Raw genomic sequence first — 25714 nt, 5'->3', positions numbered from 1 at the left:
TGCGCATGGCACCTTCGGGTGCGCCGGGTTGAGGGTGACTACCGGTCCGCTAACTTGCGCACAGCTGCCACCCTTTTGCTTAGCGGCGAAAAGGTGCAGCCTCAACCAGAGGTTAGTCACCCATGTTCAAGGTAACGCCAAACCCACCACTCACCGAACCCACAACCCTCCCGGATCCAACATCCCTCCCGGATCCAACATCCCCCTACGAATGCCCCGGCTCGAAACGCTTCAACGAAGCCGCCGAACGCGCCCTCAATTATCATCTGGGCCCCATCACCGCCCACATCATGGCCGCGCCCTACAAACCCAACACCCTCTATCAGGCTCATCCCGAAGCCGACACCGAATCCCTGCTGGTGGACGCCAGCGAATCCCTCGGCTCCGCCACCGTCATGCTCAACAATCATGTGGCGCTGGTCGAGGGCAGCCACCGCAAAACCCTGCAAGGCATCGCCCAAATCGTAATGATCGCCGAAATGGCCGTTAACCGTGCGCTGGACAAGGTCGTGCCGACGGATTGATGCGGGAGGTGGCGAGTGCGGTGCACTCGCCATTTTTTTGCTGATCCGAAAACCATCCCTCCCTCTCCATAGTGTGGTGAGGGAAGGAAAGACAACTAAGTCAAATCACTCACCGCGTCCCCCGCTGCCGCAACGCCGACGGCATGAAATACGAATCCTCTGGCACCGGTTGCGAGAAATCGACGGTGGAGGCCTCTTCGTTATCCAGGTTCTGCACGTAGTACCGACGGGCCTGCAAGTCGTGGAAGACGTCGAGTGCGCTCCAGGTGGTGGGCAGGTCGTAGAAGTTTTTCAGGTAGGCCATCGACACGCGCCACAGCTCTCCTCGCCCGTCGTATTGATCCACGAGGGCGGCACCCCAGCTGTCTTCGTCGAGGAACAGCACGCGTTTGGAATAGATATGCCGCGACCCTGGTTTGAGGGTGCCTTCGACCACCCAGACCCGGTGCAGCTCGTAGCGGGTGTATTGCGGGTTGAGGTGGCCGGGGGTGAGCAGTTGGGCGTATTTGACGTCGGGGCTGCCGACTTTGTAGTTGTTGTAGGGGATGTAGATTTCCTGTTTGCCTTTGAGCTTCCAGTCGAAGCGGTCGGGGGAGCCGTTGAACAGGTCGGTGTCGTCTGCGGTGCGCAGGCCATCGGATGAGGCGATCGGTGTGTCGTACGCAAGGTTCGGCGCGCGGCGAACACGGCGTTGGCCGGCGTCATAGATCCAGGCCTGGCGGGCGTCCTTGAGCTGGTCCAATGTCTCTTGTACCAGCGCGGCACCACCGGCCAGGCGCGCCGGGCTTTTCACGAAAGCGAGGTAGTAGAACAGGATGTTTTTCAGGTCGGCGAACTGGCCGCCCGGGCGGTAGTAGTTGAAGAAGCCTTCCTGCTGCGAGGTCACCAACGCGAAGCTGCCGTTGCGCTGCACCGGTGCTTCGGAAGCGCGACGAACCACGTAGATGCCGCGATAGCGGGTGATGTGGTTCCACAGCACTTCGACCCCATCCTTGGGCACCGGAAACGGCACGCCGCCATAGGCATCGGCGAACCCGCTGCCGCCCTCCAGCAGCTTGGCCGAGGTCGCATTTTTCAGGGTGTTGTCATACAGCCACTGCGGCGCCGAGCCAGATCGGCGCGAGGGGTAGACCGGCATCTGGAAGGTGTCGGGGTAGCTGGTGAACAGGGCGATCTGACCCGGCGTGAGATGCGCTTTGTACTGGTCGAGATTGGCCTTGGTGACGGTGAACAGCGGTTTGTCCGCCGCGTACGGGTCGGGGTGATGCTGACCCGGTTTGTAGCCGGCCGGGGCCTGGGTGATGCCGCCGGTCCAGGCCGGGATGGTGCCGGCCGCGTTGCCGGCGCGCTCGGCGCCCATGGGGGTCAGCGAGGTTTTCAGTTGTTCGGCCTGCTGGGGCGAGATGGCGGCGAGTGCGCTGCCGGCAGACAAACTCAAAAATAGCGCAAGAGCGGTTTTACCAAGTCTTGAAGTGTGAAACATGATCTTCTCCGAAATACAAAAACCTGTGGGAGGTGCGATGCGGCGACCCGACTTGCCAGCGATTGCGGTGGATCAGCCTGCATTGATGTTGGAAGTGCTGCCGTCATCGCGGGCAAGCCCGCTCCCACAGGGGGGATGAGTGCCCTGAAGACCACACTCGAAAATCAAAGGAAATACTTGAGGTTGAAACCGACGTTGTCGCGGTCGCGAATGCCGTTGTTCTGCCCACCGCCGTAGAACTCGGTGTACTGCAACTCGGCTTCGAACCTGTTCTGGTAGTTGGCCTTGATCCCCAGCGTGTAGGCCTTGCGGCCCTCGATGGTGTTGCCGGCCTGGTAGCTGTTGCCCTTGAAGTCGTCCTTGTAGACGACGTAAGGCGAGACGTTGACCCCGGCGTACACGTCGTTCCAGGTGCCGTTGAACATCACCGTGTAGCTGTAGGAATCGCGGTTGACCTGATCGTCGCGATCACCGCCAGACACGTACGAAGTGTTGCCTGTGCCGGCGTAGTAACGGTTGCTGCCGTCGTAGGCGGTGTATTGCAGGCTGCTGCCGCGCAGGTGCTCGGAGGCCAGTTCGAAGATGCCGAACATCGAGTCGAACGACAGCGTCGGGCCGAAGTTGTAGATGCTGCCCAGCGAAGTGTTGAACGCTTCGACCCGCTCGGCGTTGTTGATCTGGCTGTCGAGGGTGACCATTTGCCCGCCGACGTTGATGGTCTTGCCGGACACTGCTGCGGCCGCGCCGTTGGCCAGGTCGCCGATCAAATCGTTGGTGGCCGCGACACCGATGGGCAGGTTCGGCCGATAGGCCACTTCACCGAACACCGAGGCCTCGCCCAGCGTGGTGTTGAAGCTGAAACCGTACATGCGGATGTCTTCGGCATACCGCCGATGGGCCTGGATGTTGCCCATCACATCGGCGGTCGCCAGACCGTTGGCGAGGGCCCCGGCCTGACTGCCGGCGACGCTGGAGAGCATGTTGGTCAGGGCATTCATGTCGATGCCGTTGTAACCGCCAAGGTCAGCGGCGATGGTCGGTTCCTTGGCGTGGTAGTTGACCATGTACAGGCCGAACTCGGTGCTGTTGAGCGCTTCGGCGATGTAGCGAAAGGCAAAGCCGAACTGGCCGTCATTGCGCGCGTTGTAGTCCTTGCCGATGGACGCCACTTTCAGGGTGTTGCCGTAGGCCGGGGTCACGCCGTTGGCGTAGAGGCCGGTGGACTTCAGCGCCGGGCCGAGCAATGGATTGTTGCCCAGTGCGCTGTACAGGCCGATGACGTTTCCGAACCCTGGCACTGGTGTATCGAGCGCGGTGCCGCTGAAGTTGTTGTAAGCGGTGTTGCCACCGTCGGCGAACAGGTCGGTCTGCGAGTAGAACGTGCCGACCGGGTCGATGCGGGTTTCTTTCCAGTTGGTCTGGTAGAAGCTCTCCATCGTCAGGTTGTCGCTCAGGCCGATGTTGAAGCTGACCGCCTCCACCGGCATCAGCACTTCCTTGACCTCGGCACCCGGCAAGCGATATTTCGCCGCGTCCACCGGGTTGGTGGTGTTGACCCCGCCGCGATAGAAAATCCCTTCGCCCCAGTTGAACACCTGGCGCCCCACCCGCGCGGTGACCGGCATGGTCGCGACGTCCCAGGTGCCATGAACGTAGGCATCGAGCATCTCGATCCGGCTGCCGGCGATGTCGCGGGTCTGGCCGGTGAAACGGTCGTCCTGGGGATAACTCTGGCTCGGTTGCGACGGGCTGTTGTTGTGGTAGTAGTCGTTGCGCTTGTCCATCAACTGGGTGTCGTAGAACGCGGTGCCGCGCAGGAACATTCCGTAGTTCTGGTAGTTGGCTTCCAGCTCCGAAGTGATCTTGTACACCTCGGAAACCAGCCCGGTGTCGAAGTTGCGATTGCCGTCGTTGGTGTTGACGTCATCGTTGGTCTTGTCGCGCCCCTGCACCCGCCACAAACGGCCATAGGACAAAGTCGTGTCGAGCGAGCCGGTGACCTGATTGTCCAGCACGCTGAACTCGGCGGCCTGCACCGCATCGACTGCGCAGAGTTGCAGCAGCCCTGCCAAACCGACACCGGGGAGCGCTACGCCAGACAGGCGCAATCGAGTGTTGATCATCTGTTCCTCCTTCCCTGTTCTTATTGTTGTGTGTTGCCGCGATGCTCAGGGCGCCAGCCCCGCACGGACATAAATCCGGCTGTGGGCGCCGAAATGGCCGAGCAGTCTGAGCAGTTGTTGATTGAGTTGCGGATGCTCGAAGGTTTCGCGCTGCAACTGATTGCCAGCGCTGAAATCGCTGGTGACCGGCGCCGTTTCCAGCCACTGGCCGATGGCTTCATCGAAGGCGGCGGAGTCGTTGACGGACTCGGCACTCACCACTTCGCGCAGGTAGTCCACGGAGTACGGCGGGTAATGCGCGCCCCCGGCGGCATTGGCGTAAGCGTCGAGCATCGGATGCGGTTGACCGGCGCGCAGCACGCGGCGCAGCCAGGTCGACTGGTATTTCTCGACTTCCATGTGGCGGGTCGCAACCCGTTCGATGGACGCCTGTTTGTCCTCCGCAAAACCGGCCAGCGCCTTGCCCTCCAGCAACAGAAGGCTCGGCAGTTCGACGCCGGGCAACGGCTTGGCGTGATACGGCTGGGTCAGGTCCTGAACGTGGTGCAGGCCCCAGCCGAGGAAGCGATAACCCCAGTAAGAGTGACCACTGGCAAACGCCAGTCGCGCCAGCCCCATGTACTGATACGCGCGCCAGTCCGGCCAGCTGCGCTCGAGAAATCCGGCGGCCGCGTACACCACCGGGCTCTCGTGGAAGAAACCCATGTGGAACGGTGCCTGGGAGCTGTACTGAAAACGCGCATCGCCAAACGGCTGCGGGCCGAAGCCGTACAACGCGGCGACTTCGCCGGGGTTGTCGCTGAAGAGGTTGATGTCGTGGCCGTAATCCGGCTCATCGGCAGCGCTCGCCAGCACGGCCAGAGGCGCGACTTTTTCGTGATCGGCCACGCGAATGAAACGCTGGCGATTCCACGGCGAAAGTGTCTGCTCGACCATCACCTGATCGGCCTGCAGATGCTCGCGCTCGGGCAGGTCTTTACCCGGCAACGGCTGGATGACCATCGCCAGAAAAATCTGCGGATTGATCCGCAACGCGGTGAGGAAGTCGTGGCGCAGATTGTCGCTCGGCGTGGCGGGCAATTTGAGGTTGTCGGGGCGCGGCGGGTACTGCTTGAAATGCTCGCGGGCGAAGCGTTCCTGCTCATCGAGCAACGCGACGATGGCCGGGTATTGCTCGGAGAGAAACTGCTCCAGCGGTTCAACCTCGACGGGCGATGCATCGTGCAACGCCGGCAGATCCTGCAACGCCAGGTAGCTGCCCACCGTATGGTTCGACCAGCCCCACGCCGTGGGGGCCATTGCGCAAAGCAGCAGGAGGGAGATCAGCTTCATTGCTTCTGGTTCTTGTTATGGATGCCGTGGGGATCGAGCCTAACAATCGACCCCGCCTCTGACACTGTCCGATCTCACCAGAAAAGTTCTCCGATAGCGCCACGCGCATGTTGTTTCAGGCCGGGTAACCGGTGATCTTGCGGATGCTCTGGTACAACGGTTTGAGCTGCCGATACATGCGCAGATAGACGTCCTTGTACAGTCGTTCATAGATCTGTTGCGCCTCGGGTTGCGGCTGAAACACCGCGCCAACCCGGGTCATCGCCGCTATCGCCGTGGGGAAATCCGCGTGCAGCCCCAGCCCCACCGCGCAGCAAATCGCCGCGCCCAGACCGGACGCTTCATAGACGTGCGGACGCTCCGCCGGCAGGCCGAAAATGTTCGCCGTGAGCTGCATCGCCGCATCACTTTGCGAGCCACCGCCAGCCACCCGCAAACGGGTGACGGAGATCTTCGAGCGCTTCTCGATCTTCTCCATGCCCTGGCGCAACGCGTAGGCCAGACCTTCGAGGATTGCCCGGTAAATGTGCGCGCGGGTGTGCACGTCACCGAAGCCGATCATTGCCCCTTTGGCCTCCACGCCCGGCTCGCGAATCCCCGGCGACCAGTAGGGTTGCAGCATCAATCCCATCGACCCCGGCGGCACCGCCTCGACCAGCGCATCGAACAGTTGCTCGGGCTCGATGCCCTGCTCCCTGGCCTGCTGCATTTCCCGCAGGCCGAACTCGTTCTTGAACCAGCTGACCATCCAATAACCGCGATAAATCATCACCTCGCAGTTGTACTGATCCGGCACCGCCGACGGGTACGGCGGAATCAACGGGACAATTTCCAGATAGCGCGAACGGGTGCTGGTGATCGTCGCGGTTGTGCCGTAGGACAGGCACACCGTGCCCGGATCGACGACGCCGGAACCGAGTACTTCACAGGCCTTGTCGGCCCCCGCCGCAATCAGCGGAACGCCCTCGGGAATGCCAGTGTGGCGACTGGCTTCGGCGCTGATGTGGCCGAGGGTTTCACCGGGTTTGTGCAAGGTCGGCAGTTGCTCGGGGCGCACCGCCAGCGCCTGCCATTTCCAGTCACGGGTTGCGGCCCAGCGCAGGCGTTTGAAGTCGAACGGCAGGTAGCCGACGCAACAGCCCACCGAGTCGACGAAACGTCCGCACAGGCGATGGGTGAGAAACCCCGAAAGCAACAGAAACTTGTCGGTCGCCGCCCACACGTCAGGCTGATGGCGGGCGATCCAGTTGGCCTCGGCCTGGGCGCGAAAGTAATCCACGGTGGCCTGCGCGCCGGCCAGTTTGAACAGCCAGCCCCACGGTCCCTTGATCCCGCCTTCGACTTCGCTCTGGCGTTGATCGAGCCAGAGAATCGCCGGGCGCAGCGGCTTGCCTTGGGCATCGACATTGATCACCGTGCCGCGCTGAGTGGTCAGGGAAACACCGGCAATCTGCGTACGATCAACACCGGTTTGCGCCCACACCTGCTGGCAGGCTTCGCCCAGTTTCGCCCAGTAATATTCCGGGTCCTGCTCGGCCCAGCCCGGTTGGGTCGAGTAATAGGCCTGCAATTCAACCTTGCCCTTGCCGAGCAGATTGCCCTGCAAATCGAAGAGCAGCGCGCGCACGCTCTGGGTGCCATTGTCGATGGCCAGCAGGTAACGCTTGTTCGGGTGGTTGTCCATGGAACTCTCTTCGAGGGGCATCACTGCGCGATTTCCGGCAGGCCGTGATGGCGTTGCCATAACGCCTGATAGCGTTGCTGTTCCTGTTGCCAGCGTTCGTCGTCCCAGCCCAGTCGTGGTTGGCAGAGTCGGCGAATGGCCGGGAAATACTCCGCGCCGCCACGGGGCAGCAACAGGCCGAGACGGGTTCGGCGTAGCAGCAGGTCGTCCAGATGCAGGACCATTTCCGCTTCGCAGGCGAAGACCAGTTCTGCCCACAAGGTGTCGGTGGCGCCGACGGTGTCGTGGCCCAGTTCGGCGAGCCGTTGCGCCAGCCTTGGCAGGTCTCGGCCATGTCGCCCGGCCAGACGTCGCCACTGGCCGGGGCTGAGACCGGGGATCGCCAGTGGCGGCACGGCGGCAAATACCGGCGCGGCATCGTCTTCGAAAGAACGGCCGAGCATGTCGGCGCAGGCCTTGAGCACTTCGATGGCTTGCGGGCGGAACGTCGTGAGTTTGCCGCCTGCCAACGTGACGCAACCCGGCTCCTGCCACAGCACATGTTCACGGGTTTCGTTCGACGGTTTGTCTTGATGCTCACCCGCGGCACTGCCCACCACCGGGCGCACGCCGGACCAGGTTGAAAGCACGTCGGCCGCTGTCACTTCAGCACCGGGAAACTGTTGTTGGCAGGCTGCCAGAAGATAGTCGAGCTCTTCGGCGCTGATGCTCGCACTCTGGTCCAGATTCTCGCGGTGATCGAGGTCGGTGGTGCCAACCACCGTGGCGCCTTCCCACGGGAAAACGAACACAGGACGCCGATCCTGCTCGTGCATAAACGTAAAGGCCTGTGCCACCGGCAAGCGCCAGCCCGGCAGCAGCAAATGACTGCCGCGCAAAGGACGCAACTGGCGTGGCGCCTCAGTTGGACGCAAGCGCTCGGCCCACGCCCCGGTGGCCACCGCCAGCACACCACAACGCAATTGCAGTGACGCGCCAGCCTCGCAATCTTCGACCTGAACCCCGCACACCCGCCCGTTTTCCCGCAGCAGATGTTCGACGCGCACGCCGTTGAGTACCACCGCGCCGTCGGCCCGTGCTTCGCTCAACACGCGCATCACCAGCCGTGCGTCATCGGTCAGTGCATCGATAAAACAGGTGCCGCCCAGCAAGTCATTTTCTTTCACGCCCGGAGCGAGATAACGCAGTTGCTGCGCGTCATGGAAACGATGGTCGCGGCGCCCGGCCAATGCGTCATAGATCGACAACAGACCACCCAGCACACGGGGTCCGGGGAAGCCGCCGCGATAGTGCGGCATCATGAAACTCATCGGCTCCACCAGCCCCGGCGCTTCGTCGAGCAGGCGCTGGCGTTCGCGCACCGAATCCCGGGTCAACCGCCACTGCCCCTTGGCGATGTAGCGCAAACCGCCATGGACCATTTTCGACGACCGACTGGACGTGCCCCAGGCAAAATCACGCTGTTCCAGCAGCAGGCAACGCCAGCCACGGCGCGCGGCTTCACGCAGGATGCCGGCGCCGCTGATGCCGCCGCCGATGACGATCAGGTCCCAGGTTTCACCCGCCAAAGTTGGCAGGATTTGCTGGCGCCATTCGGCGTTCCAGTCCGCGCTCATCGCCGTCACTCCTGCAACAGCGTGCCGGGGTTCAGGCGCCCGGCCGGGTCGAAGTGCCGGCTCAGCGCCTGCAAGGTGTCCATCGCCAGCGCGCCTTTTTCGCGCAACAGGTACGGCGCGTGATCCTTGCCCACGCCGTGCTGGTGGCTGACGGTGCCGTGGTTGTCGACGATGGTCTGGCTGGCCGCGTGCTTGAGGGCCTTCCAGCGAGCGAGCGTCGCGGGATAGTCCGCCGCCGGGCGAAACACGTAGGTGGTGTAGATGCTCGAGCCTTCGCCGTAGACGTGGGACAGATGCGTGAACACGTGCACTCGTTCACCCTCCGCCGCCAACGCGTCGCGCAGGCTGTTTTCGATCCGGTTGAGCAGGTTGTCGACGTTGCTCCAGTCGGTGGCGGTTTCGAGGGTGTCGACCACGTAACCCGCGTTCCACAAGCTCTCCCGCAGATACGGAAAACGGAAGCGGTTCTGCGCCCACTTCTTGCCCAGCAGCGTACCGGTGAACACCCCGCCGAATGCTTTCAGATGCTGACGGGCCTGACTCAGGGACAGCGCGTTCTGCTTGCAATTGCCGGTCACGCCGAAGGTCAGCAGGCACTTGCCCTGCCCCGCGCCGCGCAGGTTCAGGTACTTTTCCAGCCAGGCGATCTGTTGCGGATGGCCGGCCAGCGCCAGCTGGGTTTCGGTCTCCACCGCGTTGGACAGACGCAGCATCGACAGCGGCACCCGCGCCTGGGCCAGTTGCTGAATGGCTTGCAGCGCCTTGCTCCAGCTGGGCAGAAACACGCCGTAGAAACGTTCATCGGCCGGTAGCGCACTGACCCGCACCTTGACCTCGGAAATAATCCCGAAACGCCCTTCGCAACCCAACACCACTTCGCGCAGATCAGGGCCGGCCGCCGAGGCCGGGAAGGTTGGAATCTGTAGCGGCCCGGCAAAGGTTTCCAGGGTCCCACCGGCAAACAACTGCTCGATCCGCCCATAGCGCAGCGACTGCTGACCGCTGGAGCGACTGGCCACCCAGCCGCCCAGCGTCGACAGCTCCCACGACTGCGGGAAATGCCCCAGCGTGTAGCCTCGGGCGCGCAATTGACTTTCCACCTGCGGGCCACTGGCGCCGGGGCCGAAAGTCGCCAGCAGGCTTTGTTCGTCGAGGTCGATCAGGCGGCTCATCCGCGCCAGAGACACCGTCACCACGGGCCGCGCGGAGTCCGGCGGATTGATGTGCCCGGCCACCGACGTGCCGCCGCCGTAGGGGATCAGGCACAGGTCCTGCGCCTGGGCGAGCGCCAGCAATTGGCGGATGTGTTCGGCGGTCTCGGGGAACGCCACGGCATCGGGATAGTTGCCCAGCGCCCCTTCGCGCAACGCCAGCCAGTCCGGCAGGCTCTGCCCGCGTGAGTGCAGCAGACGGTCATGGGCATCGATGCTGTACAGCGCGTGTTCCGCCAGCCGCGAGACCGGCACCCGGGCCAGCGCCGCTTCCAGCGTCGCGTCGGGCAACGCGCGGCCCTCCCCCAGTCGCTCATGGAGAAAACTTGCGCCCTGGGCCGGCAGTTCGACCACCGTGGTTGCATCTCCCCAGCCGTTCCAGCGTCGCATGCGTGTGTCCTTCTGTGCAGTCTGATCAGTGAGATTTCAGGCCCTCATACTAGTCAGCCGGCCGAAAGTGTCACGGTCGCATCCGGCCAGTTCGAGTAGCCAATTGAGTCAAACGTCGCGCAAGCGTCAGCCATTTACTTTAGTCGTGGATTCAAATTACCTTTCAGGGCGCTCATCCGCCCGTGGCGGCCTCGATCAAGGGAATTCGGTCATGCAATCGCTCGGCTTCACCTCCGTTCCGCCGCTGCTCAAGTACCTGCGCCATGCCGAACATCTGGGCCTGGCCATCGAGCCTGCGTTGACGGCGGCCGGGTTGCAGGCGCAGCAGTTGAGCGACAACAGCCTGCGCCTGCCGGGTGAAACCCATGAGCGGTTGCTCGATTACTTTTGCGAGCACTCGGGCGATCCGCTGTTCGGCCTCAACGCCGCGAATTTCGTCCTGCCCAACTCCTGGAGCGTGCTGGGCTACATCACCATGAATTGCGCGACACTGGGCGACGCCATGAGCCGCATCATGCCGTTCGAAAAACTGGTGGGCGACATGGGCGTCAGCCGCGCCGAGGTGCAGGACAGCCACGTGCACCTGATCTGGAGCTGCCGCTTCGAACGCCCGCGGATCCGCCGGCATCTGGTGGAGAACGTGCTCGGCTCCTGGCTGCAATACGCACGCTGGATCGCCGACACCCAACTATCACCGGCCGCCGTGTGGCTGGAACACTCGATCCCGGCGGACACGACGCTGGCGCAGTACGAAGATTTTTTCGAATGCCCGGTGCTGTTCGATCAGCCGTATTCCGCGCTGGTCGTGCCGTTGCCGTATTTGCAGTTGCCGTTGCGACAGGCCGATGCGCATTTGCTGCGCACCCTGGAAGAACACGCTCAGAGTTTGATGGCGACGCTGGAGGATGCGTCGCTGGAGCAGCGGGTCAAAAGCATTCTGCGTCAGTTGCTCAAGGAGGGCCTGCCGCGCAAGGAACAAGTGGCCGAGCATCTCGCCGTGTCCGTGCGTACCCTGCAACGCCAGCTGCATCAGGCCGGCACCTCGTATCAGCAGATTCTCGACGAACTGCGTCAGGAACTGGCTGAGCATTACCTGCTCAACAGCACCTTGCCGATTCAGGACATTGCCCAATATCTGGGCTTCACCGAACCGCGCTCGTTTCACCGCACCTTCAAGAGCCGACGCGGCATGCCGCCCGGTGAGTTTCGGCAGACTCACCGGGTAGCGAACGACAGTTAGAGGCTGATCGCGTTGGTGAATACCAGGCGATTGCCGAACGGATCGGCGATGGTCATGTCCTGGCTGCCCCACGGCATGGCCTGGATGCCCGGGTGCGAGAACTTGTAGTTCTTGGCGACCAACTGCTGCTGAAACGCCTCCAGCTCATCGGTCTCGATCCGCAGGGCCGAACCCGGTGTCGCATCGCCGTGGTGTTCGGACAAATGCAGCACACACTCGCCGCGCGAGACTTGCAGGTACAACGGGAAACCGGGTTCGAAACGATGCTGCCAATCGATCTTGAAGCCGAGGAAATCGACGTAGAATTCCACGGCCTTGGCTTCATCGAAAATCCGCAGGATCGGGGTGGTTTTGCCGAAGCTCATGGGTTGCTCCCTGACTGATTGGCCCCAGAGTGTAGCCGGGGTGGATGTCAGCAATTCGGCTTGGTGATGGCTTTCTTTAATTGCAATGTGCCATCACCGTGACGCAGTCAGCAAAATTCAACGAAAGCCGTCGCGCAGATCGCCCTGGCGCGCCAGGAACCGCCCTGGCCTTTGGCCGTTGGCCTGACCGTCGCGGTAACTCAACACACCATTGATCCACACCCCGTCGATGCCTTGGGCGGCACGTTGCGGGTCGTTGAAATCCGCCACGTCACGCACGGTTGCCGGGTCGAACAACACCAGATCCGCCCAGTGCCCTTCACGAATCTCGCCCCTTTCCTTCAGACCGAAACGCACGGCCGACAGACCGGTCATCTTGTGCACGGCAGTGTGCAGCGGAAACAGCCCGACATCGCGACTGAAATGGCCGAGCACCCGTGGGAAGGCACCCCACAGACGCGGGTGCGGGAACGGGTCTTCCGGCAGGCCATCGGAGCCGACCATCGACAGCGGATGAGCGAGGATCCGGCGCACGTCGTTCTCGTCCATCCCGTAATACACCGCGCCCGCCGGTTGCAGGCGTTTGGCGGCGTCGAGCAATGGCAGATTCCATTCGGCAGCGATGTCCATCAAGTCGCGACCACCCATTTCAGGATGCGGCGTCGACCAGGTGATGGTGATGCGGTGGGCGTCGGTGACCTGCTTCAGGTCCAGGGTCGAAGAACTCGCCGCGTACGGGTAGCAATCGCAGCCGACCGGGTGAGTTTTCGCCGCCTCCTCCAGCGAAGCGAGCAACTGCGGACTGCGGCCCCAGTTTCCGGCACCGGCGCATTTGAGATGGGAAATGATCACCGGCGATCGGGCGTGGCGTCCGATACGAAAGGCCTCGTCCATCGCCTCCAGCACCGGTTCGAATTCACTGCGCAGGTGGGTGGTGTACACCGCGCCGAACGCATTCAACTCTTCGGTCAGTTGCATGACTTCATCGGTGGAAGCCGAGAACGCACTGGCATACGCCAGACCTGTGGATAAACCGAGGGCGCCCGCCTCCAGGCTTTCACGCAACTGCTCGCGCATCGCGTCGATTTCATCGTCAGTCGCGGTGCGAAACAGATCATCGAGGTGATTGCTGCGTAGCGCCGTGTGCCCGACCAGTGCTGCGACGTTCAGCGTGGTATTGGCCGCTTCCACCGCTGCGCGGTAATCGCTGAAACGCGGATAAACGAACGCTGCCGCCGAGCCGAGCAGGTTCATCGGATCCGGCGGATCGCCGCGCAAACTGACCGGCGCCGCACTGATCCCGCAGTTGCCGACAATCACCGTGGTCACGCCCTGGCTGAGCTTGGGCAGCATCTGCGGCTGGCGGATCACCACGGTGTCGTCGTGGGTGTGCACGTCGATGAAACCCGGCGCCAGCACACGGCCGGCGGCGTCGATTTCATCGCTGGCGCGTGCCTCGCTCAAATCACCGATGCGCGCGATGCGGCCATCGAGGATCGCCACGTCGGCGGCGTAACCGGGGCTGTTGCTGCCGTCGATGACCAGGGCGTTGCGAATCAGGGTGTCGTACAGCATGTCAGTCTCCCAGCGGCAGGTGATCGTCGCCGCCACGGTATTCGTCGAGGGCGAGTTTGATCCGCCGCAGACGTTCTTGATTGTCTTCAGGATTGGCCAGCGCCAGCTCGGTGGCCAGCACGTCGATGGCGAGCAGCATGCCGTAGCGCGCCGCCGTCGGTTTGTAGATGAACGAGGTCTCGGCGCCTTGCAGCGGCAGGACGATATCGGCCAGTTCCGCCAGCGGCGAGTCGGCGCGGGTGATGGCGAGAATCCGTGCGCCGTAGTTGCGCGCCAGCGCCACGGTCTCCAGCAATTCCGGGGTGATGCCGGTCAGCGAACACACGATCACCACCTGCTCGGCGCTGAGGCTGGCGGCGGTGACGCGCATCATCACTGCGTCGTGGCACACCGCAATCGGGTAGCCGAGGCGCACTAGCCGCACTTGCAACTCATCGCTGCACAGGGTCGAGCAACCGCCGATGCCGAAGGCATGGATCATCCGCGCCTGGCCCAGCAACTTCACCGCATCGGCGAAGCGCGATTCGTCGAACGCCGCCAGATGCTGACGCAGGGTGGTTTCGATATCGCCGACGATCTGCCCGTAAAACGCCGACTGCTCGGGCGTGCCCGCCGGGTCGAGGAAACGGCTGCCGACGCCGCTGGCCTGGGCCAGTTGCAGGCGCAGATCGCGCAAGTCGCGACAACCGACGGTGCGGGCGAAGCGCGACAGCGTGGCGGTGCTGACTTCAGCCCGCTGCGCCAAGTCTTCGAGGCTGGCGGAGGCGGCAAATCCTACGTCGTCGAGCATCAGACGGGCGATGCGTCCTTCACCGGCGCTGAAGGAATCCTGACGGGCGCGGATCTGATAAAGGATGTCCATGGCGGATAACTCCGACTACAGCAGGTAAGAAAGACCGACGGTCAGGGCGAAAGCGACAACCGAGATCAGGGTTTCCAGCACCGTCCAGGTCTTGAACGTCTGGGCCACCGTCATGTTGAAGTATTCCTTGATCAACCAGAAGCCGCCGTCGTTGACGTGGGAAAAGATAACCGAGCCCGCGCCGGTCGCCAGCACCAGCAGTTCCGGGTGTGGATAACCCAGACCGATGGCCACTGGCGCCACCACACCGGAAGCCGTGGTCATGGCAACGGTGGCCGAACCGGTGGCGATGCGCATCAACGCGGCGAACAACCAGCCCATGATCAGCGGCGACAGGTGAAATTCGTGGGCCAGGCCGACGATCTGATCGGTGACGCCGGCGTCCACCAGAATCCGGTTCAGACCGCCACCGGCGCCCACCAGCAAGGTAATGCTGGCGGTCGGTGCCAGGCATTCGTTGGTGAATTTGAGGATCGATTCCCGATTGAAACCCTGCGCAATGCCGAGCGTCCAGAAACTCAACAGCGTCGCCAGCAACAGCGCGATCACCGAGTTGCCGATAAACAACAGGAACTGGTTGAAACCGCTGCCCGGCGTGGAAATCAGGTTGGCCCAGCCGCCGATCAGCATCAGCACCACCGGCAACAGAATGGTCGCCATGGTGATGCCAAAACCCGGCAGGCTGTCGCGGGGTTCGCGTTCGAGGAATTGTTTTTCCAGCGGGTTATCCGCCGGCAACTGAATGCGCGGCACGATGAATTTGGCGTACAGGGGGCCGGCAATGATCGCCGTCGGAATACCGATGGCAATCGCGTACAGCAAGGTCTGCCCGACCGACGCCTGATAAGCCTGTACCGCCAGCATCGCCGCCGGGTGCGGCGGCACCAGCGCATGCACCACGGAAAGACCGGCGACCATCGGCAAGCCGACCATCAGGATCGACACACCAACCCGCCGCGCCACGGTAAAGGCAATCGGCACCAGCAACACGAAACCGACTTCGAAAAACAGCGGCAGCCCCACCAGAAACGCGATGCACACCATCGCCCAGTGCGCGTTCTTCTCGCCAAAGCGTTCGATCAGCGTGCGCGCCATCTGCTCGGCCCCGCCGGACTCGGCCATCATCTTGCCGAGCATCGTCCCCAGCGCCACCACCAGCGCAATGTGCCCCAGCGTCTTGCCCACCCCGGCCTCATACGCCCCCACGACACCCGACGGCGGCATCCCCGCCACCAGCGCCAGGCCGATGGAAATCAGGGTGATGACAATGAACGGATTGAGCCGGTAACGGGCGATCAGAACGATCAGGGCGATGATGGCAACGGCGGCGTACACCAGCAGCCAATAGCCGAAGGACGGTGTCATGCGGTACTCCTCGAAAGGGTCACGTTCGAATGGGTTGTGAAACTCATAAATCATTTCGAGATCGAGTTTTCAAACGAAGTGAAAGTAATTTTCGTGGAGGGATAAGGGTTGTCGTTTTTGGATATGTCTTGTCGCGAATAATGAAAATTCACGGGCGGATTTACATGGTTTTGAGATAACAAAAAACCTGTGGGAGCCAGCCTGCTGGCGATAGCGGTTGAACACCCGGCATCACTGTCGGATGTGGCATCGTCATCGCCAGCAGGCTGGCTCCCACAGGTTCAGTGGCGTTCACATGTTCAGCGTGAACTCACACCATTTCGTTACGAATCCATTCAACCACCGACGTGCGCTTCGGCGCCCAGCCCAGCAGTTCGCGGGCGTGTTTGCCGCGTACGCGGCTGTTGGAGCCGAGGCCGTAGTTGGCCATTTCGTAGCCCCACTCGGCTTCGGCGTCTTTCAGTGGCCAGTCCTGTGGCTGGCCGAGGTTCAGGGCCTGGGCCATGGCGGTGGTCATGTCGATGAACGACGCTTCGCCGCTTTCGACGAAGTAGAAGGTGCCCGGTACGTTTTTGGTCAGGGCCAGCAGGTACAGCGCCACCACGTCTTCGATGTGCACGTTGGACCAGATGTTCCGGCCGGTGCCGACGTGACGCACCACGCCGCTTTTGCGTGCCTGTTTCAGCAGGCGCGGCAGTTGCACGCTGTCGCGATTGACGCCCAGGCTGTGGCCGTAGATCAGGGTGTTGCAGATGACGGCCGAGTTCACGCCATCTTTTGCTGCGGCGAGGATAAGGTTGTCGATGGCCACCCGTGCGGCCTTGTCGACGGTCGGCTCCGGCAGGTTGTCTTCGAAGTAGATGACGTCACTGGATTTGCCGCCCGAGGCGTCGCCGACGATGCTCGAACCGCTGGTGTGCAGGAACACTTTGTTCGAGCCGCGCAGGGCATCGAGCAAGGCTTCGACCGCGCCGCGATGATCGCTGCTGGCGGCGTTGATCACGGCGTCGGCGGCGCGGGCCTGTTCGGCCAGCAATGCGTTGTCGTCGAGGGTGCCGATCACCGGAGTGATGCCCAGTGCTTTCAGCTCATTGGCCTGTTCGGCGCTGCGCACAAGACCGGTGACGGTGTGGCCGGCCTGGACCAGACCGGTGGCGATGGAGCCGCCGATAAAACCGGCAGCGCCGGTGACGAATACGTTCATGGAGAAACTCCCTGCGTGAATAAGTGATGCAACGAGTATCGACCGCCGAGCCCGGTGGAAAAACCCGCCCACAACCAAATCACTGTTGCGCAGGGATCACGAATCAGCCTTTGAAATCGGCGCTGGCGTAAGCCGCCAGTTTGCTCTGGATGAAATCCAGGAAGCACTGGATGCGCAGCGCCAGCTGCGAGTTGCGGTAGTACACCGCGTTGATCGGCTGGCGATAACCGCTGTTGAATTCCGCCAGCAACACCTTGAGGCGCCCGGCGCGAATGTCGTCGATGGTCATGAAGTGCGAGAGGCAGGCAATGCCCTGGCCTTCCAGCGCCAGATGGCGAACCGTCTCGCCGCTGGAGGCGCTGATCGCCGGGGTGATCGGCCAGCGGTCGCCGTGCACGTAACGCAGCGGCCATTGGTTGAGGCCTTCGTTCTGGGTGAAGCCGAGCAAGGTGTGCTCGCTCAGATCGGCCACTTCGAGCGGCGCGCCGTATCTTTCCAGATACGCGGGACTGGCGACGATCAACAGCGGACTGCAACCCAGCGAGCGGGCATGCAACGTTGAATCGGCGAGGGTGCCGATGCGGATGGCGACGTCGGTGCTTTGTTCCAGCAGGTCAATGATCAGGTCGTTGCTGTTGAGTTCGAGCTGGATGTCCGGGTACAGCCGACGGAATTCGTCGATGTACGGCACGATGGCGTGGAGCATGAACGGCGAGGCGGCGTTGATCCGCAGTCGTCCTGATGGCGTTTGCTGGCGCGAAGAGAGGCGCTCTTCGAGCTGGTCCATCTGATCGAGGATCAGCTTGGCCTGCTCGAAGAAATACTTGCCCTCCTCGGTCAGGTCCATGCGCCGGGTGGTGCGGTTGATCAGCGTGGTGTCGAGCTTGGCTTCCAGCCGCGACAGCGTGCGGCTGACCGCCGACGGCGTCTGTCCGACCTGCTCGGCGGCGGCGGAGATCGAACCGCATTCGATCACGCAGACGAAAATCTGCAACTCATCGGATCTGGCTTTCACGGGTGTCCTCGAATCGAAAGGCCTGCAGCGCAAGCTCAGGCCTTCGATAGTAGCCGAGCGTCAGGCCTTGAGGCCAAACACCTCGGTCAGATGCTGCTCGTAACGCGCCACATCCGCTTCGATGTTCGGGCGTTTCATCACATCCACGCAAAGGAATGTCGGCAGCCCGGTCATGCCGAGGAACTCGTTAGCCTTGTGGAACGGGAAGTACACCGCGTCCACGCCTTTGGCTTCAAAGAAGTCGGTCGGGTCGTCGAACGCCTGCTGCGGTGCGTTCCAGGTCAGCGACAGCATGTACTGCTTGCCCTGGATCAGACCGCCGCTGCCGTACTTCTGCGACGCGTCGGAACGGGTGCGACCGTCGCTGGCGTAGAGGCTGCCGTGGCCTTCGGTGAAGACCTCATCGATGTACTTTTTCACGGTCCACGGCGCGCCCATCCACCAGCCCGGCATCTGATAAATGATCACGTCGGCCCAGAGGAATTTGGCGACTTCTTCGGCGATGTCGTAACCCTCGTCGATGAAGGTGGTCTTGACGTCGACCCCGCCGCGATCCAGCACGCTCAGCGCGGCTTCGTGCAGGGTGGTGTTGTAGCGACCGTCGGAGTGGGCGAATTTTTTACCGCCATTGAGCAACAGCACTTTTTTCATGGGGAGAGCCTCGATCGGATTCCGATACGCAGCGCAGAGCGCTGGATGGAGAAGGGGAAAAATTGAATGGCGGCAGATTAGCGATCCGCCTCGCGCGGAATAAGCACCGGTTGCGCAAAATTCATTTGAGTAAAACGCACGAATCGAACGCCGATTGTTGCCGTAGGATTGGCCGCCATCTGAATCTGAGGAGTTTTTTTGCGATGAGCGAACGCCAGGGTTTCATCCTGCACGCCAAGACCCGCCCGGAAAAAGCCGAGGCCTTCGAGGCGTTTTTCCGCGCCTACGTCGAGCCGAGCCGCGCCGAACCCGGCTGCATCGAGTACCACATGCTGCGCGACAAGGAAGACCCGAGCCTGTTCATTTTCTACGAGATCTGGGAAACCCAGGCGCATCTGGACGTGCACTCGAACCTGCCGCACATGCAGCAGTTCCTGGCCCGGCGCATGGAGTATCTGGAGCGTGATTTCGATATCCGCCCGATTGAAATGCTCAGTGCATCATCCGCTAGCCGCTGATCAACAGATGGGCGCCGAGCGCGCCCAGACCGATGAAAAACACCCGCTTGAACAGCACGGCGCTGATGCGCTGACGCAGCCATTGGCCGAGCAGCATGCCGAGCACGGCCGGGATCAGGGCCAGCAGCGAGGCGCTCAATTCTGCGCCGCCGAGCGACCCACGCCAGAGCAATCCGCCGGCCAGCGCCAGGGTCGACACGGTGAAGGACAGGCCTAGCGCCTGCACTAGTTCATCGCGGCTCAAGCCCAGGGCCTGCATGTACGGGACGGCGGGAATCACGAACACGCCAGTGGCCGAAGTGATGACGCCGGTGATCACGCCACAGAGCGGACCAAGCCAAGGCTCATGCTGACGACTGACACTCAGCGTCGGCAGAAACAATCCGCTCAGCGCATAAAGCAACAACGCCGCGCCAAGCCCGCGCACCACCCAATGCCCGCCGGCCATGCCGATCCACAAAGTGCCGAAGGCCGTGCCGAGAAAGATCGCCACCAGCATAGGCCACAAGCGTTTCACCAGCCCTCGCAAATGCCCGCCGAACGCCAGTTGCCAGACGTTAGTGAGGGTCGCCGGAATGATCAGCAACGCCGCAGCCTGCGACGGTGCCATAGCCAGACCGAGCAAACCCATGGCGACGGTGGGCAGGCCGAGGCCGATCACGCCCTTGATCATGCCGGCGACGACGAAGGTCGCGATTACCAGCAATGACAGGGCGAGACCGAGGTTTTGGTAGAAGTCTGCGAGTGCGTTCATGGCCACACTCTGCGCTTGCGCGGATGAACTGAAAATCTGTCATACACTGAGGCAGCCTCTACCTACACAAGAGGCTTGTTAATTCTTTGCGGCCGCTGGCCTCTTCGTCGGATCGCCGCCCGGACCAAGCCCGCTCCCACAGTGTCTGTGTTGTACGCAGAACTTGTGTTCGACATCGGGACCTGTGGGAGCGGGCTTGCCCGCGAAGGCGTCAGGACTGACACCACTGATATTGAGGCTGTCCCATGCACTTCGACCTCACCGACCTGCGCCTTTACCTGCACATCCTCGACAGCGGCAACATCACCGCCGGCGCCGCACGCAGTCATCTGTCGCTGGCGGCGGCGAGTGCGCGGATCCGGGCGATGGAAGCATCGCTGGGCACCGAGTTTCTTGAGCGCGGGCGCCGTGGCGTTACGCCGACACCGGCCGGTAAAGCCCTGGCGCAACATGCGCGGGTGTTGCTGCAACAGGCGGAACGTCTGCAACAGGATCTGGCCGAGTACGCGCGCGGCGTCAAAGGTCAGGTGCGTCTGTTGTGCAACACCACGGCACTCAGCGAATACCTGCCGGAGGTGCTGGCGGATTTCCTGCGTGAACACCCCAACCTCGACATCGATCTGCAGGAACTGCCCAGCGCCCGCATCACCCATGCCTTGCGTCAGGGCGCGGCGGATCTGGGCATTGTGTCCGACGCGATCGACACCACCGACTTGCAGACCCGAGCCTTTCGCGATGATCCGCTGGTGCTGATTCTGCCTTTGGAACATCCGCTGTCTGACGCGACCGAAGTCAGTTTCAGCGACGCCCTGCGCCACGACTTCGTCGGGCTGCATGCCGACAGCGCGCTGGCGGTGTACCTGGAAGAACAGGCCCTGCACAGCGGTTCGCGGATGCAGATCCGCATCCGTGCCGATGGTTTCGACGGCGTGATGCGCATGGTGGCCCGAAGCGCCGGCCTGGGCATCGTGCCGCTGGCGGCGGTTCAGCGCGCCACGCCGCAAGCCTTCAAGACCCTGCCGATGAATGAAGGCTGGGCCAGGCGCGAACTGTTGCTGTGCGCCCGAGACTTCGCCGCCCTCCCCGCCTATGCCCGCGCATTGCTGGATGCCTTGACTCTGCCCTGAGGGGCAGACTTTAACCTTGGGGTTTCTTCCTCAGGGGCAGTCATGATGGGCAAGCGGATTTTGTTGATTCTCGGCCATCCATCCAGCGAAAGTTTTTGCGCGGCACTGGCCGGACGCTATTTGGAATCGGCCCGCGAGGCCGGGCACGAGGTGCGGCAACTGTCCCTCGGCCAGCTCGATTTCGACCCGATCCTGCGCGACGGCTACAGCCGAGCCCAGAAACTTGAACCGGATCTGCTCCAGGCACAGGCCGACCTGCTGTGGGCCGAACACCTGACGCTGGTGTACCCGATCTGGTGGGGCGGGATTCCGGCGCTGCTCAAAGGTTTTTTCGACCGTGTCCTGCTCCCCGGTTTCGCTTTCAAATACCGCCAGGGCAAGGCATTTCCCGACAAACTCCTGCACGGTCGCAGCGCCCACCTGCTGGTCACCATGGACACCCCGCCCTGGTATTACCGCTGGATCTATCGCATGCCCGGCCTGCACGAAGTGCGCAGAAATACCCTGGCGTTCTGCGGGATCGAACCGCGCCGGACGCTGACCTTCGGGCCGGTACTCGGCGCCAGCGACCATCAGCGCGAAACCTGGCTGAAGCAGGCCGGATCGATTGCCTGCTGTTGAGTTTTCCGCTATTGGTGCGCATGCCCGCTGACGGAGAAAAGGGATTTGCACATGTACATCGGCCAGGCCGCACAGCGTTCGGGAACCACGATCAAGACCATCCGCCATTACGAGTCGATCGGCCTTCTGCCCGAGGCCCCGCGCCAGGGCAAATACCGGGTTTACGACCCGCAGACGGTCGAACTGCTGAGCTTTATCAAATGCGCACAGGCACTGGGTTTTCGCCTCAGGGAATTGCAGGCGATCTTTGCCGGCCAACCGGAATTGTCACCCTACGAAAAAGCCCGCCGCGCGATTGCCGACAAGCAGAGAGAGATCGCGGCGCAGCTCTTGAAACTCAGCCGACAGCAAGAGGAATTGAGCGCGCTGGAGGCCAGTCTTGAACACGCGCAACAGCAATGCCTGTCGAGCGTATCGACGGCAAAATAAGCACAAGGAATAGCTTGCAAGGTACGCATACATACGTACTATATCGCCAGAGCGAACGTGTTGCCCGGTACCCGTTTTCGCACAACGACAACGGACAAGGAAGAACGGATCGGCTCCATTAAACCTACATGGAATGAGGTGACGCGATGGTTGATTCAACGGAGTTTCGTAATGCAATGGCGATGCTGGGGAGTGCCGTCACCATCGTCACGACCGATGGCCCTGCGGGGCGTTTCGGCTTTACCGCGTCGGCGGTGTGCAGCGTGACGGATTCACCTCCGACGCTGCTGGTGTGCGTCAATCGCTCGTCGTCCAATCACGAGCATTTCAAGACCAATGGCGTGCTGTGTGTGAACGTCCTGACCGGTGACCATCAGTCGACGTCCGGCGCGTTCGCCAATCGGCAGTTGAGCATGCAGGAGCGTTTTTCCAGCGTGAATTGCCAGACCCTCAAGACCGGCTCGCCGGTGATCCAGGAGGCGCTGGTCAGCCTTGATTGCCGGGTCAGCAAGGTCGACGAGGTCGGCACCCACAGCATCTTCTACTGTGAAATCCTCGAACTGCAGCAACACAGCGAGGCCACGGAAGGCCTGGTCTATTTCAACCGCAGTTACTACCGTCTGAACGACGAACTGCGCCTGGCACCGGAGCAGTGATCCAGACACCCGCCGGCCTCGGCTGAAGCCTGCCGGCGGGTCATGACAGGGATGTAACCATGCTATTCAATGAAGACAACTTCGCGGATATCGACCTGAACCTGATCATCATTTTCCTGGTGCTGTTCCGCGAACGCAGCGTGTCACGCACGGCCGAGCGCCTGCACGTCAAACAACCCGCCATCAGCGGATCGCTGGCACGGCTGCGCAAGCGGTTCGATGATCCGTTGTTTCTGCGCTCGTCGAGAACCATGCGCCCGACCTCGAAAGCTGAGCAACTGGCGCAGGCGCTGACGCCGGCCATCAAGCAGATCGAAGCGGTGATCCGGCTCTGAAAAACAGGCGAAAAAAAAACCTGCGGGCGTGAACGCCCGCAGGTTTTTTTCATCAGGCCGACTTGAGCGCCTGAGCGTACTCAACCCGTGCCCAGAACGCCGGCAAAAAGCACTCGCTGACCAGCAGCGCCGAGCCATTGCGGGTGAAACGCGAACGCCGGGCCAGCAGCCGTTTCGCCTGTGGCGCGAAGCGATAGGACAGCGCCGCCAGCGGTGCGCCGGGGGACAGCAAGGCGCACTGGAAAGGCTCGCGCAGGGTCTGCTCCGAGGTGTAGAGAATCTCGGCCAGCGGTCGACGGCCATAACCGTTCAGATCCGCCCAGTCGCCATTCAGCGCCGGCACGCTGGTCAGGCTGCGCGCGGTGACGCAGGCTTCGCCATCGAGTTTCATCACCACTTCGCGCACCCAGCCAATGGTGTTTGCCGGAACGTTCAGCGCTTGCGCTTCTTCAGGATTGAGCGGGCCATGGGACTGCTCGACAACTTCGATTGAATAATCGCCCATGGCTTTCAGACGTGGGGTCAATGCCCCGGGCAAAAACAGCCAGTGATGCTCGGAGCCGGTCAATTCCGACAGCGGTCGCGATGACCAGTAATGACTTGTATCCATACCCGCTCACACCTTCCTGGTGATGGTGAATTGTTGGTTGCCGTGGAAGGCCAACCCTTCACCGGCGGTGACTGTCACTCGGTTCCGTTTTCTTCGGTCACTTCGTGTTTGCTGATGACGCTGATGGTCTGTTCATCGGTCTTGACCGCCGACAGCAGCGAGTCGAGCAATCCCGGAAAACGCATGTCCATGTCTTCACGACGCAGGGACAGCAGGTTTTCCCGACCGTAAGGGCGCTGCCAAATCAGACCGCTGTCGCGCAGCACCCGCCAGTGGTGGGTCATGGTCGACTTCGATGCGCCCTTGAGGATCCGGCCGCATGGATGTTCCTGGCCATCGGACAACACTTTCAACACGGTCAGGCGCAGCGGGCTTCCCAATGCGTTCAGCACATTTTCCAGAAGGATCTGATCCTGATTGGGATGATTCGGGACGTTCATAGGTAGGTACCCTTGATGATATAGGCGGGAAAAATCCGGCTTGTATTCGTCTATACGAGAACAGTAAGACTATACACAAGATGCTTTTTCCCCGCGACAGCCGCCCCGAGGGCGGCGTCCCGCAAAACAATTACAAATCGCTGCTCTGCGCTGTCTCCAGCGCAGGCGCCTGGAAGCCGCCGCCCAGCGCCGCCATCAACGAAACCGAACTGTCGATGTGCTTGCTTTTGAGGAAGGCCAGGCGCATTTCGTCCTGGATCAATTGCTGCTCGATGTTCAGCGCATCGAGGAACGTGTCCTCCCCGGCCTTGTAGCGCGACTGCGACAGATCGTAAGACGACTGCGCAATCGAACAGGCATCGCGCTGCACGACGATCTGCTGCTCGAAAGAACGCAACTGCGTCACCGAAATCGCCACCTCGTGCAGGGCCGAATTCAACACCCGGTTGTACTGCGCGATCGAGCTGTCGAGCTCGGCATTGCCGGCCTTCAGATCGGAGCGCAGACGCCCCGCATCGAAGATCGGCAGCGACACCGTCGGCGCAACATTCCAGAACTTGCTGACCCCGGCGAACAATGCATCACCGGTCAGCGCATGGGACCCCGCCGCCGCCACCAGATTGATGTTCGGGTAGAACGTGGTCTTCACCGCCTCGACATTCTTGGTCTCGGCCTCCACGCGCCAGCGTGCGGCGACGATGTCCGGACGACGGCCCAGTAGTTGAGCCGGCAACTGCGCCGGCAAAGCCACCACACTCGCTTGCAGATTCGATGGCCGCTCAAGGGTGTGCGCACGATCGACGCCCTTGCCGATCAGCGCCGACAATTGAAGGCGAGCAATTTCGATGTCTTCGTTGGCGCCGATCAGGGTCGATTCCGAACGCGCCTTGAGGCTCTGCACTTGCTTGAGTTGCGACAGGTTGTCGAGGCCCGAGCCATAGCGCGAATCCGTCAGCTCCACCAGTTTGCTCAGGCGCTCCAGATCCCGTTGATTGAGCTCCGAGACTTGCCACGCATAGGCCAACTGGTTGTACGCCTTGACCACGTTGACCGCGAGAATCAGCCGCGACGATTGCAGATCGACTTCCGCCGCTCGTGCGCTGTTGAGCGCCGATTCCCACGCGGCGCGCTGGCCGCCCCAGAGGTCGAAGGTGTAGCCGAAATTGACCGCCAGATTGCGTGCGGTGAAATACTTGTGGCCCTCGCCGCTGTAGTCCTCGAAGCGCGACAGCCGACCGCGAGTGACACCCGCCGATGCGTCCATTTCCGGATAACGCTCGGCGTCGCGCAGGTCGAGAAATGCGTTGGCCTTGGCGACCCGGGCAGCGACTTCCTGCAAGTCCGGGTTGCTGGCATACGCCTCTTCGATCAGCGCACCCAGACGTGGGTCGCCCAGCGATGTCCACCAGTCCGCACGCGGCCATTGGGCCGGCGGCAGTTTGTCTTTCAGGCTGTCGGACGGCGCATCGCCGACCGCCAGCAATTTGCCCTGATGATCGATCCCGGCGTAGTTCACACAACCGGCCGCCAACAGGATGGACGCCGCCAGCGGCGCCAGCATCAAACGTGTAATCGAATGCATGT

General features: G+C 62.1%; 25 protein-coding genes. 8 read left to right on the top strand and 17 right to left on the bottom strand.

From position 1 onward, the window contains the following. Positions 1 to 122 precede the first annotated feature (122 nt). Entirely contained in the window at positions 123 to 524 is a 402-nt protein-coding gene (locus KJY40_RS04775; RefSeq protein WP_230735314.1) for a DUF6124 family protein, read from the top strand. A 109-nt stretch (positions 525 to 633) separates the two neighbouring features. Here the strand turns inward: KJY40_RS04775 and KJY40_RS04770 are convergent, their stop codons facing one another. The 6 genes from KJY40_RS04770 to KJY40_RS04745 all read right to left on the bottom strand — a co-directional run bounded on the left by KJY40_RS04770 (position 634) and on the right by KJY40_RS04745 (position 10363). Then, a complete protein-coding gene (locus tag KJY40_RS04770; RefSeq protein ID WP_230735312.1) occupies positions 634 to 2007 on the bottom strand; it encodes a DUF1329 domain-containing protein in 1374 nt (457 codons plus the stop codon). Between the two features lie 164 nt (positions 2008 to 2171). Then, positions 2172 to 4130, bottom strand: a complete 1959-nt coding sequence (locus tag KJY40_RS04765; RefSeq protein ID WP_230735310.1) for a DUF1302 domain-containing protein — start codon at positions 4128 to 4130, stop codon at positions 2172 to 2174. Positions 4131 to 4175: 45 nt separating this feature from the next. Next, positions 4176 to 5462: a phospholipase C/P1 nuclease family protein gene (locus KJY40_RS04760; protein WP_230735309.1), complete on the bottom strand. Its 1287-nt coding sequence runs from the start codon at positions 5460 to 5462 to the stop codon at positions 4176 to 4178. 115 nt (positions 5463 to 5577) lie between these two features. Beyond that, positions 5578 to 7146 (bottom strand): FGGY-family carbohydrate kinase, encoded by a 1569-nt coding sequence (locus KJY40_RS04755; RefSeq protein ID WP_230735307.1) that lies wholly within the window; start codon positions 7144 to 7146, stop codon positions 5578 to 5580. 20 nt (positions 7147 to 7166) lie between these two features. Next, the gene (locus tag KJY40_RS04750) at positions 7167 to 8762 is read right to left on the bottom strand and encodes a glycerol-3-phosphate dehydrogenase/oxidase (RefSeq protein ID WP_230735305.1); all 1596 of its coding nucleotides are present in this window, start codon (positions 8760 to 8762) and stop codon (positions 7167 to 7169) included. 5 nt (positions 8763 to 8767) lie between these two features. Then, on the bottom strand, positions 8768 to 10363 hold the full coding sequence (locus KJY40_RS04745) for an FAD-binding oxidoreductase (protein ID WP_230735303.1): 1596 nt from the start codon (positions 10361 to 10363) through the stop codon (positions 8768 to 8770). Between the two features lie 211 nt (positions 10364 to 10574). On the opposite strand from KJY40_RS04745, the gene gliR reads away from it, so the two are divergent. Beyond that, the gene (gene gliR / locus KJY40_RS04740; protein WP_230735302.1) at positions 10575 to 11603 is read left to right on the top strand and encodes an AraC family transcriptional regulator GliR; all 1029 of its coding nucleotides are present in this window, start codon (positions 10575 to 10577) and stop codon (positions 11601 to 11603) included. Here gliR and KJY40_RS04735 read toward each other — a convergent pair. The 7 genes from KJY40_RS04735 to KJY40_RS04705 all read right to left on the bottom strand — a co-directional run bounded on the left by KJY40_RS04735 (position 11600) and on the right by KJY40_RS04705 (position 18640). After that, complete coding sequence (locus tag KJY40_RS04735) at positions 11600 to 11968, bottom strand: glyoxalase superfamily protein (RefSeq protein ID WP_007953815.1); 369 nt, start codon at positions 11966 to 11968, stop codon at positions 11600 to 11602. The genes gliR and KJY40_RS04735 overlap by 4 nt on opposite strands. A gap of 117 nt (positions 11969 to 12085) precedes the next feature. Further along, positions 12086 to 13543, bottom strand: coding sequence for a D-aminoacylase (locus KJY40_RS04730; protein WP_230735300.1), 1458 nt, complete (start codon positions 13541 to 13543; stop codon positions 12086 to 12088). A 1-nt stretch (position 13544) separates the two neighbouring features. Beyond that, a complete protein-coding gene (locus KJY40_RS04725) occupies positions 13545 to 14405 on the bottom strand; it encodes a MurR/RpiR family transcriptional regulator (RefSeq protein ID WP_039769047.1) in 861 nt (286 codons plus the stop codon). 15 nt (positions 14406 to 14420) lie between these two features. Further along, positions 14421 to 15770, bottom strand: coding sequence for a GntP family permease (locus KJY40_RS04720; RefSeq protein ID WP_085608174.1), 1350 nt, complete (start codon positions 15768 to 15770; stop codon positions 14421 to 14423). Positions 15771 to 16080: 310 nt separating this feature from the next. Then, positions 16081 to 16974: an NAD-dependent epimerase/dehydratase family protein gene (locus KJY40_RS04715; protein ID WP_230735298.1), complete on the bottom strand. Its 894-nt coding sequence runs from the start codon at positions 16972 to 16974 to the stop codon at positions 16081 to 16083. Between the two features lie 103 nt (positions 16975 to 17077). Then, positions 17078 to 17989: a LysR family transcriptional regulator gene (locus tag KJY40_RS04710; RefSeq protein WP_230735296.1), complete on the bottom strand. Its 912-nt coding sequence runs from the start codon at positions 17987 to 17989 to the stop codon at positions 17078 to 17080. A gap of 60 nt (positions 17990 to 18049) precedes the next feature. Continuing rightward, positions 18050 to 18640 (bottom strand): NAD(P)H-dependent oxidoreductase, encoded by a 591-nt coding sequence (locus KJY40_RS04705; protein WP_085701350.1) that lies wholly within the window; start codon positions 18638 to 18640, stop codon positions 18050 to 18052. 203 nt (positions 18641 to 18843) lie between these two features. Here KJY40_RS04705 and KJY40_RS04700 point away from each other — a divergent pair, with 203 nt between their 5' ends. Then, the gene (locus KJY40_RS04700) at positions 18844 to 19158 is read left to right on the top strand and encodes a putative quinol monooxygenase (protein WP_230735294.1); all 315 of its coding nucleotides are present in this window, start codon (positions 18844 to 18846) and stop codon (positions 19156 to 19158) included. On the opposite strand, the gene KJY40_RS04695 is transcribed toward KJY40_RS04700, so the two are convergent. Beyond that, positions 19148 to 19912 (bottom strand): sulfite exporter TauE/SafE family protein, encoded by a 765-nt coding sequence (locus KJY40_RS04695; RefSeq protein WP_230735292.1) that lies wholly within the window; start codon positions 19910 to 19912, stop codon positions 19148 to 19150. The two genes, KJY40_RS04700 and KJY40_RS04695, sit on opposite strands and share 11 nt — an antisense overlap. A gap of 245 nt (positions 19913 to 20157) precedes the next feature. Between KJY40_RS04695 and KJY40_RS04690 the strand changes: the two genes are divergently transcribed. The 5 genes from KJY40_RS04690 to KJY40_RS04670 all read left to right on the top strand — a co-directional run bounded on the left by KJY40_RS04690 (position 20158) and on the right by KJY40_RS04670 (position 23080). Beyond that, entirely contained in the window at positions 20158 to 21039 is an 882-nt protein-coding gene (locus KJY40_RS04690; protein WP_230735290.1) for a LysR family transcriptional regulator, read from the top strand. A gap of 42 nt (positions 21040 to 21081) precedes the next feature. Beyond that, positions 21082 to 21660, top strand: a complete 579-nt coding sequence (locus tag KJY40_RS04685) for an NAD(P)H-dependent oxidoreductase (protein WP_230735288.1) — start codon at positions 21082 to 21084, stop codon at positions 21658 to 21660. 51 nt (positions 21661 to 21711) lie between these two features. Beyond that, complete coding sequence (locus KJY40_RS04680) at positions 21712 to 22089, top strand: MerR family transcriptional regulator (protein ID WP_085607998.1); 378 nt, start codon at positions 21712 to 21714, stop codon at positions 22087 to 22089. Positions 22090 to 22235: 146 nt separating this feature from the next. Further along, on the top strand, positions 22236 to 22745 hold the full coding sequence (locus KJY40_RS04675; RefSeq protein WP_230735285.1) for a flavin reductase: 510 nt from the start codon (positions 22236 to 22238) through the stop codon (positions 22743 to 22745). A gap of 59 nt (positions 22746 to 22804) precedes the next feature. After that, entirely contained in the window at positions 22805 to 23080 is a 276-nt protein-coding gene (locus tag KJY40_RS04670) for a helix-turn-helix domain-containing protein (protein ID WP_007953837.1), read from the top strand. A gap of 52 nt (positions 23081 to 23132) precedes the next feature. Here KJY40_RS04670 and KJY40_RS04665 read toward each other — a convergent pair whose 3' ends face one another. The 3 genes from KJY40_RS04665 to KJY40_RS04655 form a co-directional block, all read right to left on the bottom strand. After that, entirely contained in the window at positions 23133 to 23690 is a 558-nt protein-coding gene (locus KJY40_RS04665) for a chorismate--pyruvate lyase family protein (RefSeq protein WP_230735283.1), read from the bottom strand. A gap of 74 nt (positions 23691 to 23764) precedes the next feature. Next, the gene (locus KJY40_RS04660; protein ID WP_085734068.1) at positions 23765 to 24130 is read right to left on the bottom strand and encodes an ArsR/SmtB family transcription factor; all 366 of its coding nucleotides are present in this window, start codon (positions 24128 to 24130) and stop codon (positions 23765 to 23767) included. A 130-nt stretch (positions 24131 to 24260) separates the two neighbouring features. Next, the gene (locus KJY40_RS04655; protein ID WP_230735282.1) at positions 24261 to 25712 is read right to left on the bottom strand and encodes an efflux transporter outer membrane subunit; all 1452 of its coding nucleotides are present in this window, start codon (positions 25710 to 25712) and stop codon (positions 24261 to 24263) included. Between the last annotated feature and the right edge of the window lie 2 nt (positions 25713 to 25714).

The organism is Pseudomonas fitomaticsae, assembly GCF_021018765.1.
Lineage (GTDB): Bacteria > Pseudomonadota > Gammaproteobacteria > Pseudomonadales > Pseudomonadaceae > Aquipseudomonas > Aquipseudomonas fitomaticsae.
The sequence above is the reverse complement of the archived record's forward strand: the minus strand, read 5'-3'. Positions and strand labels throughout refer to the sequence as shown.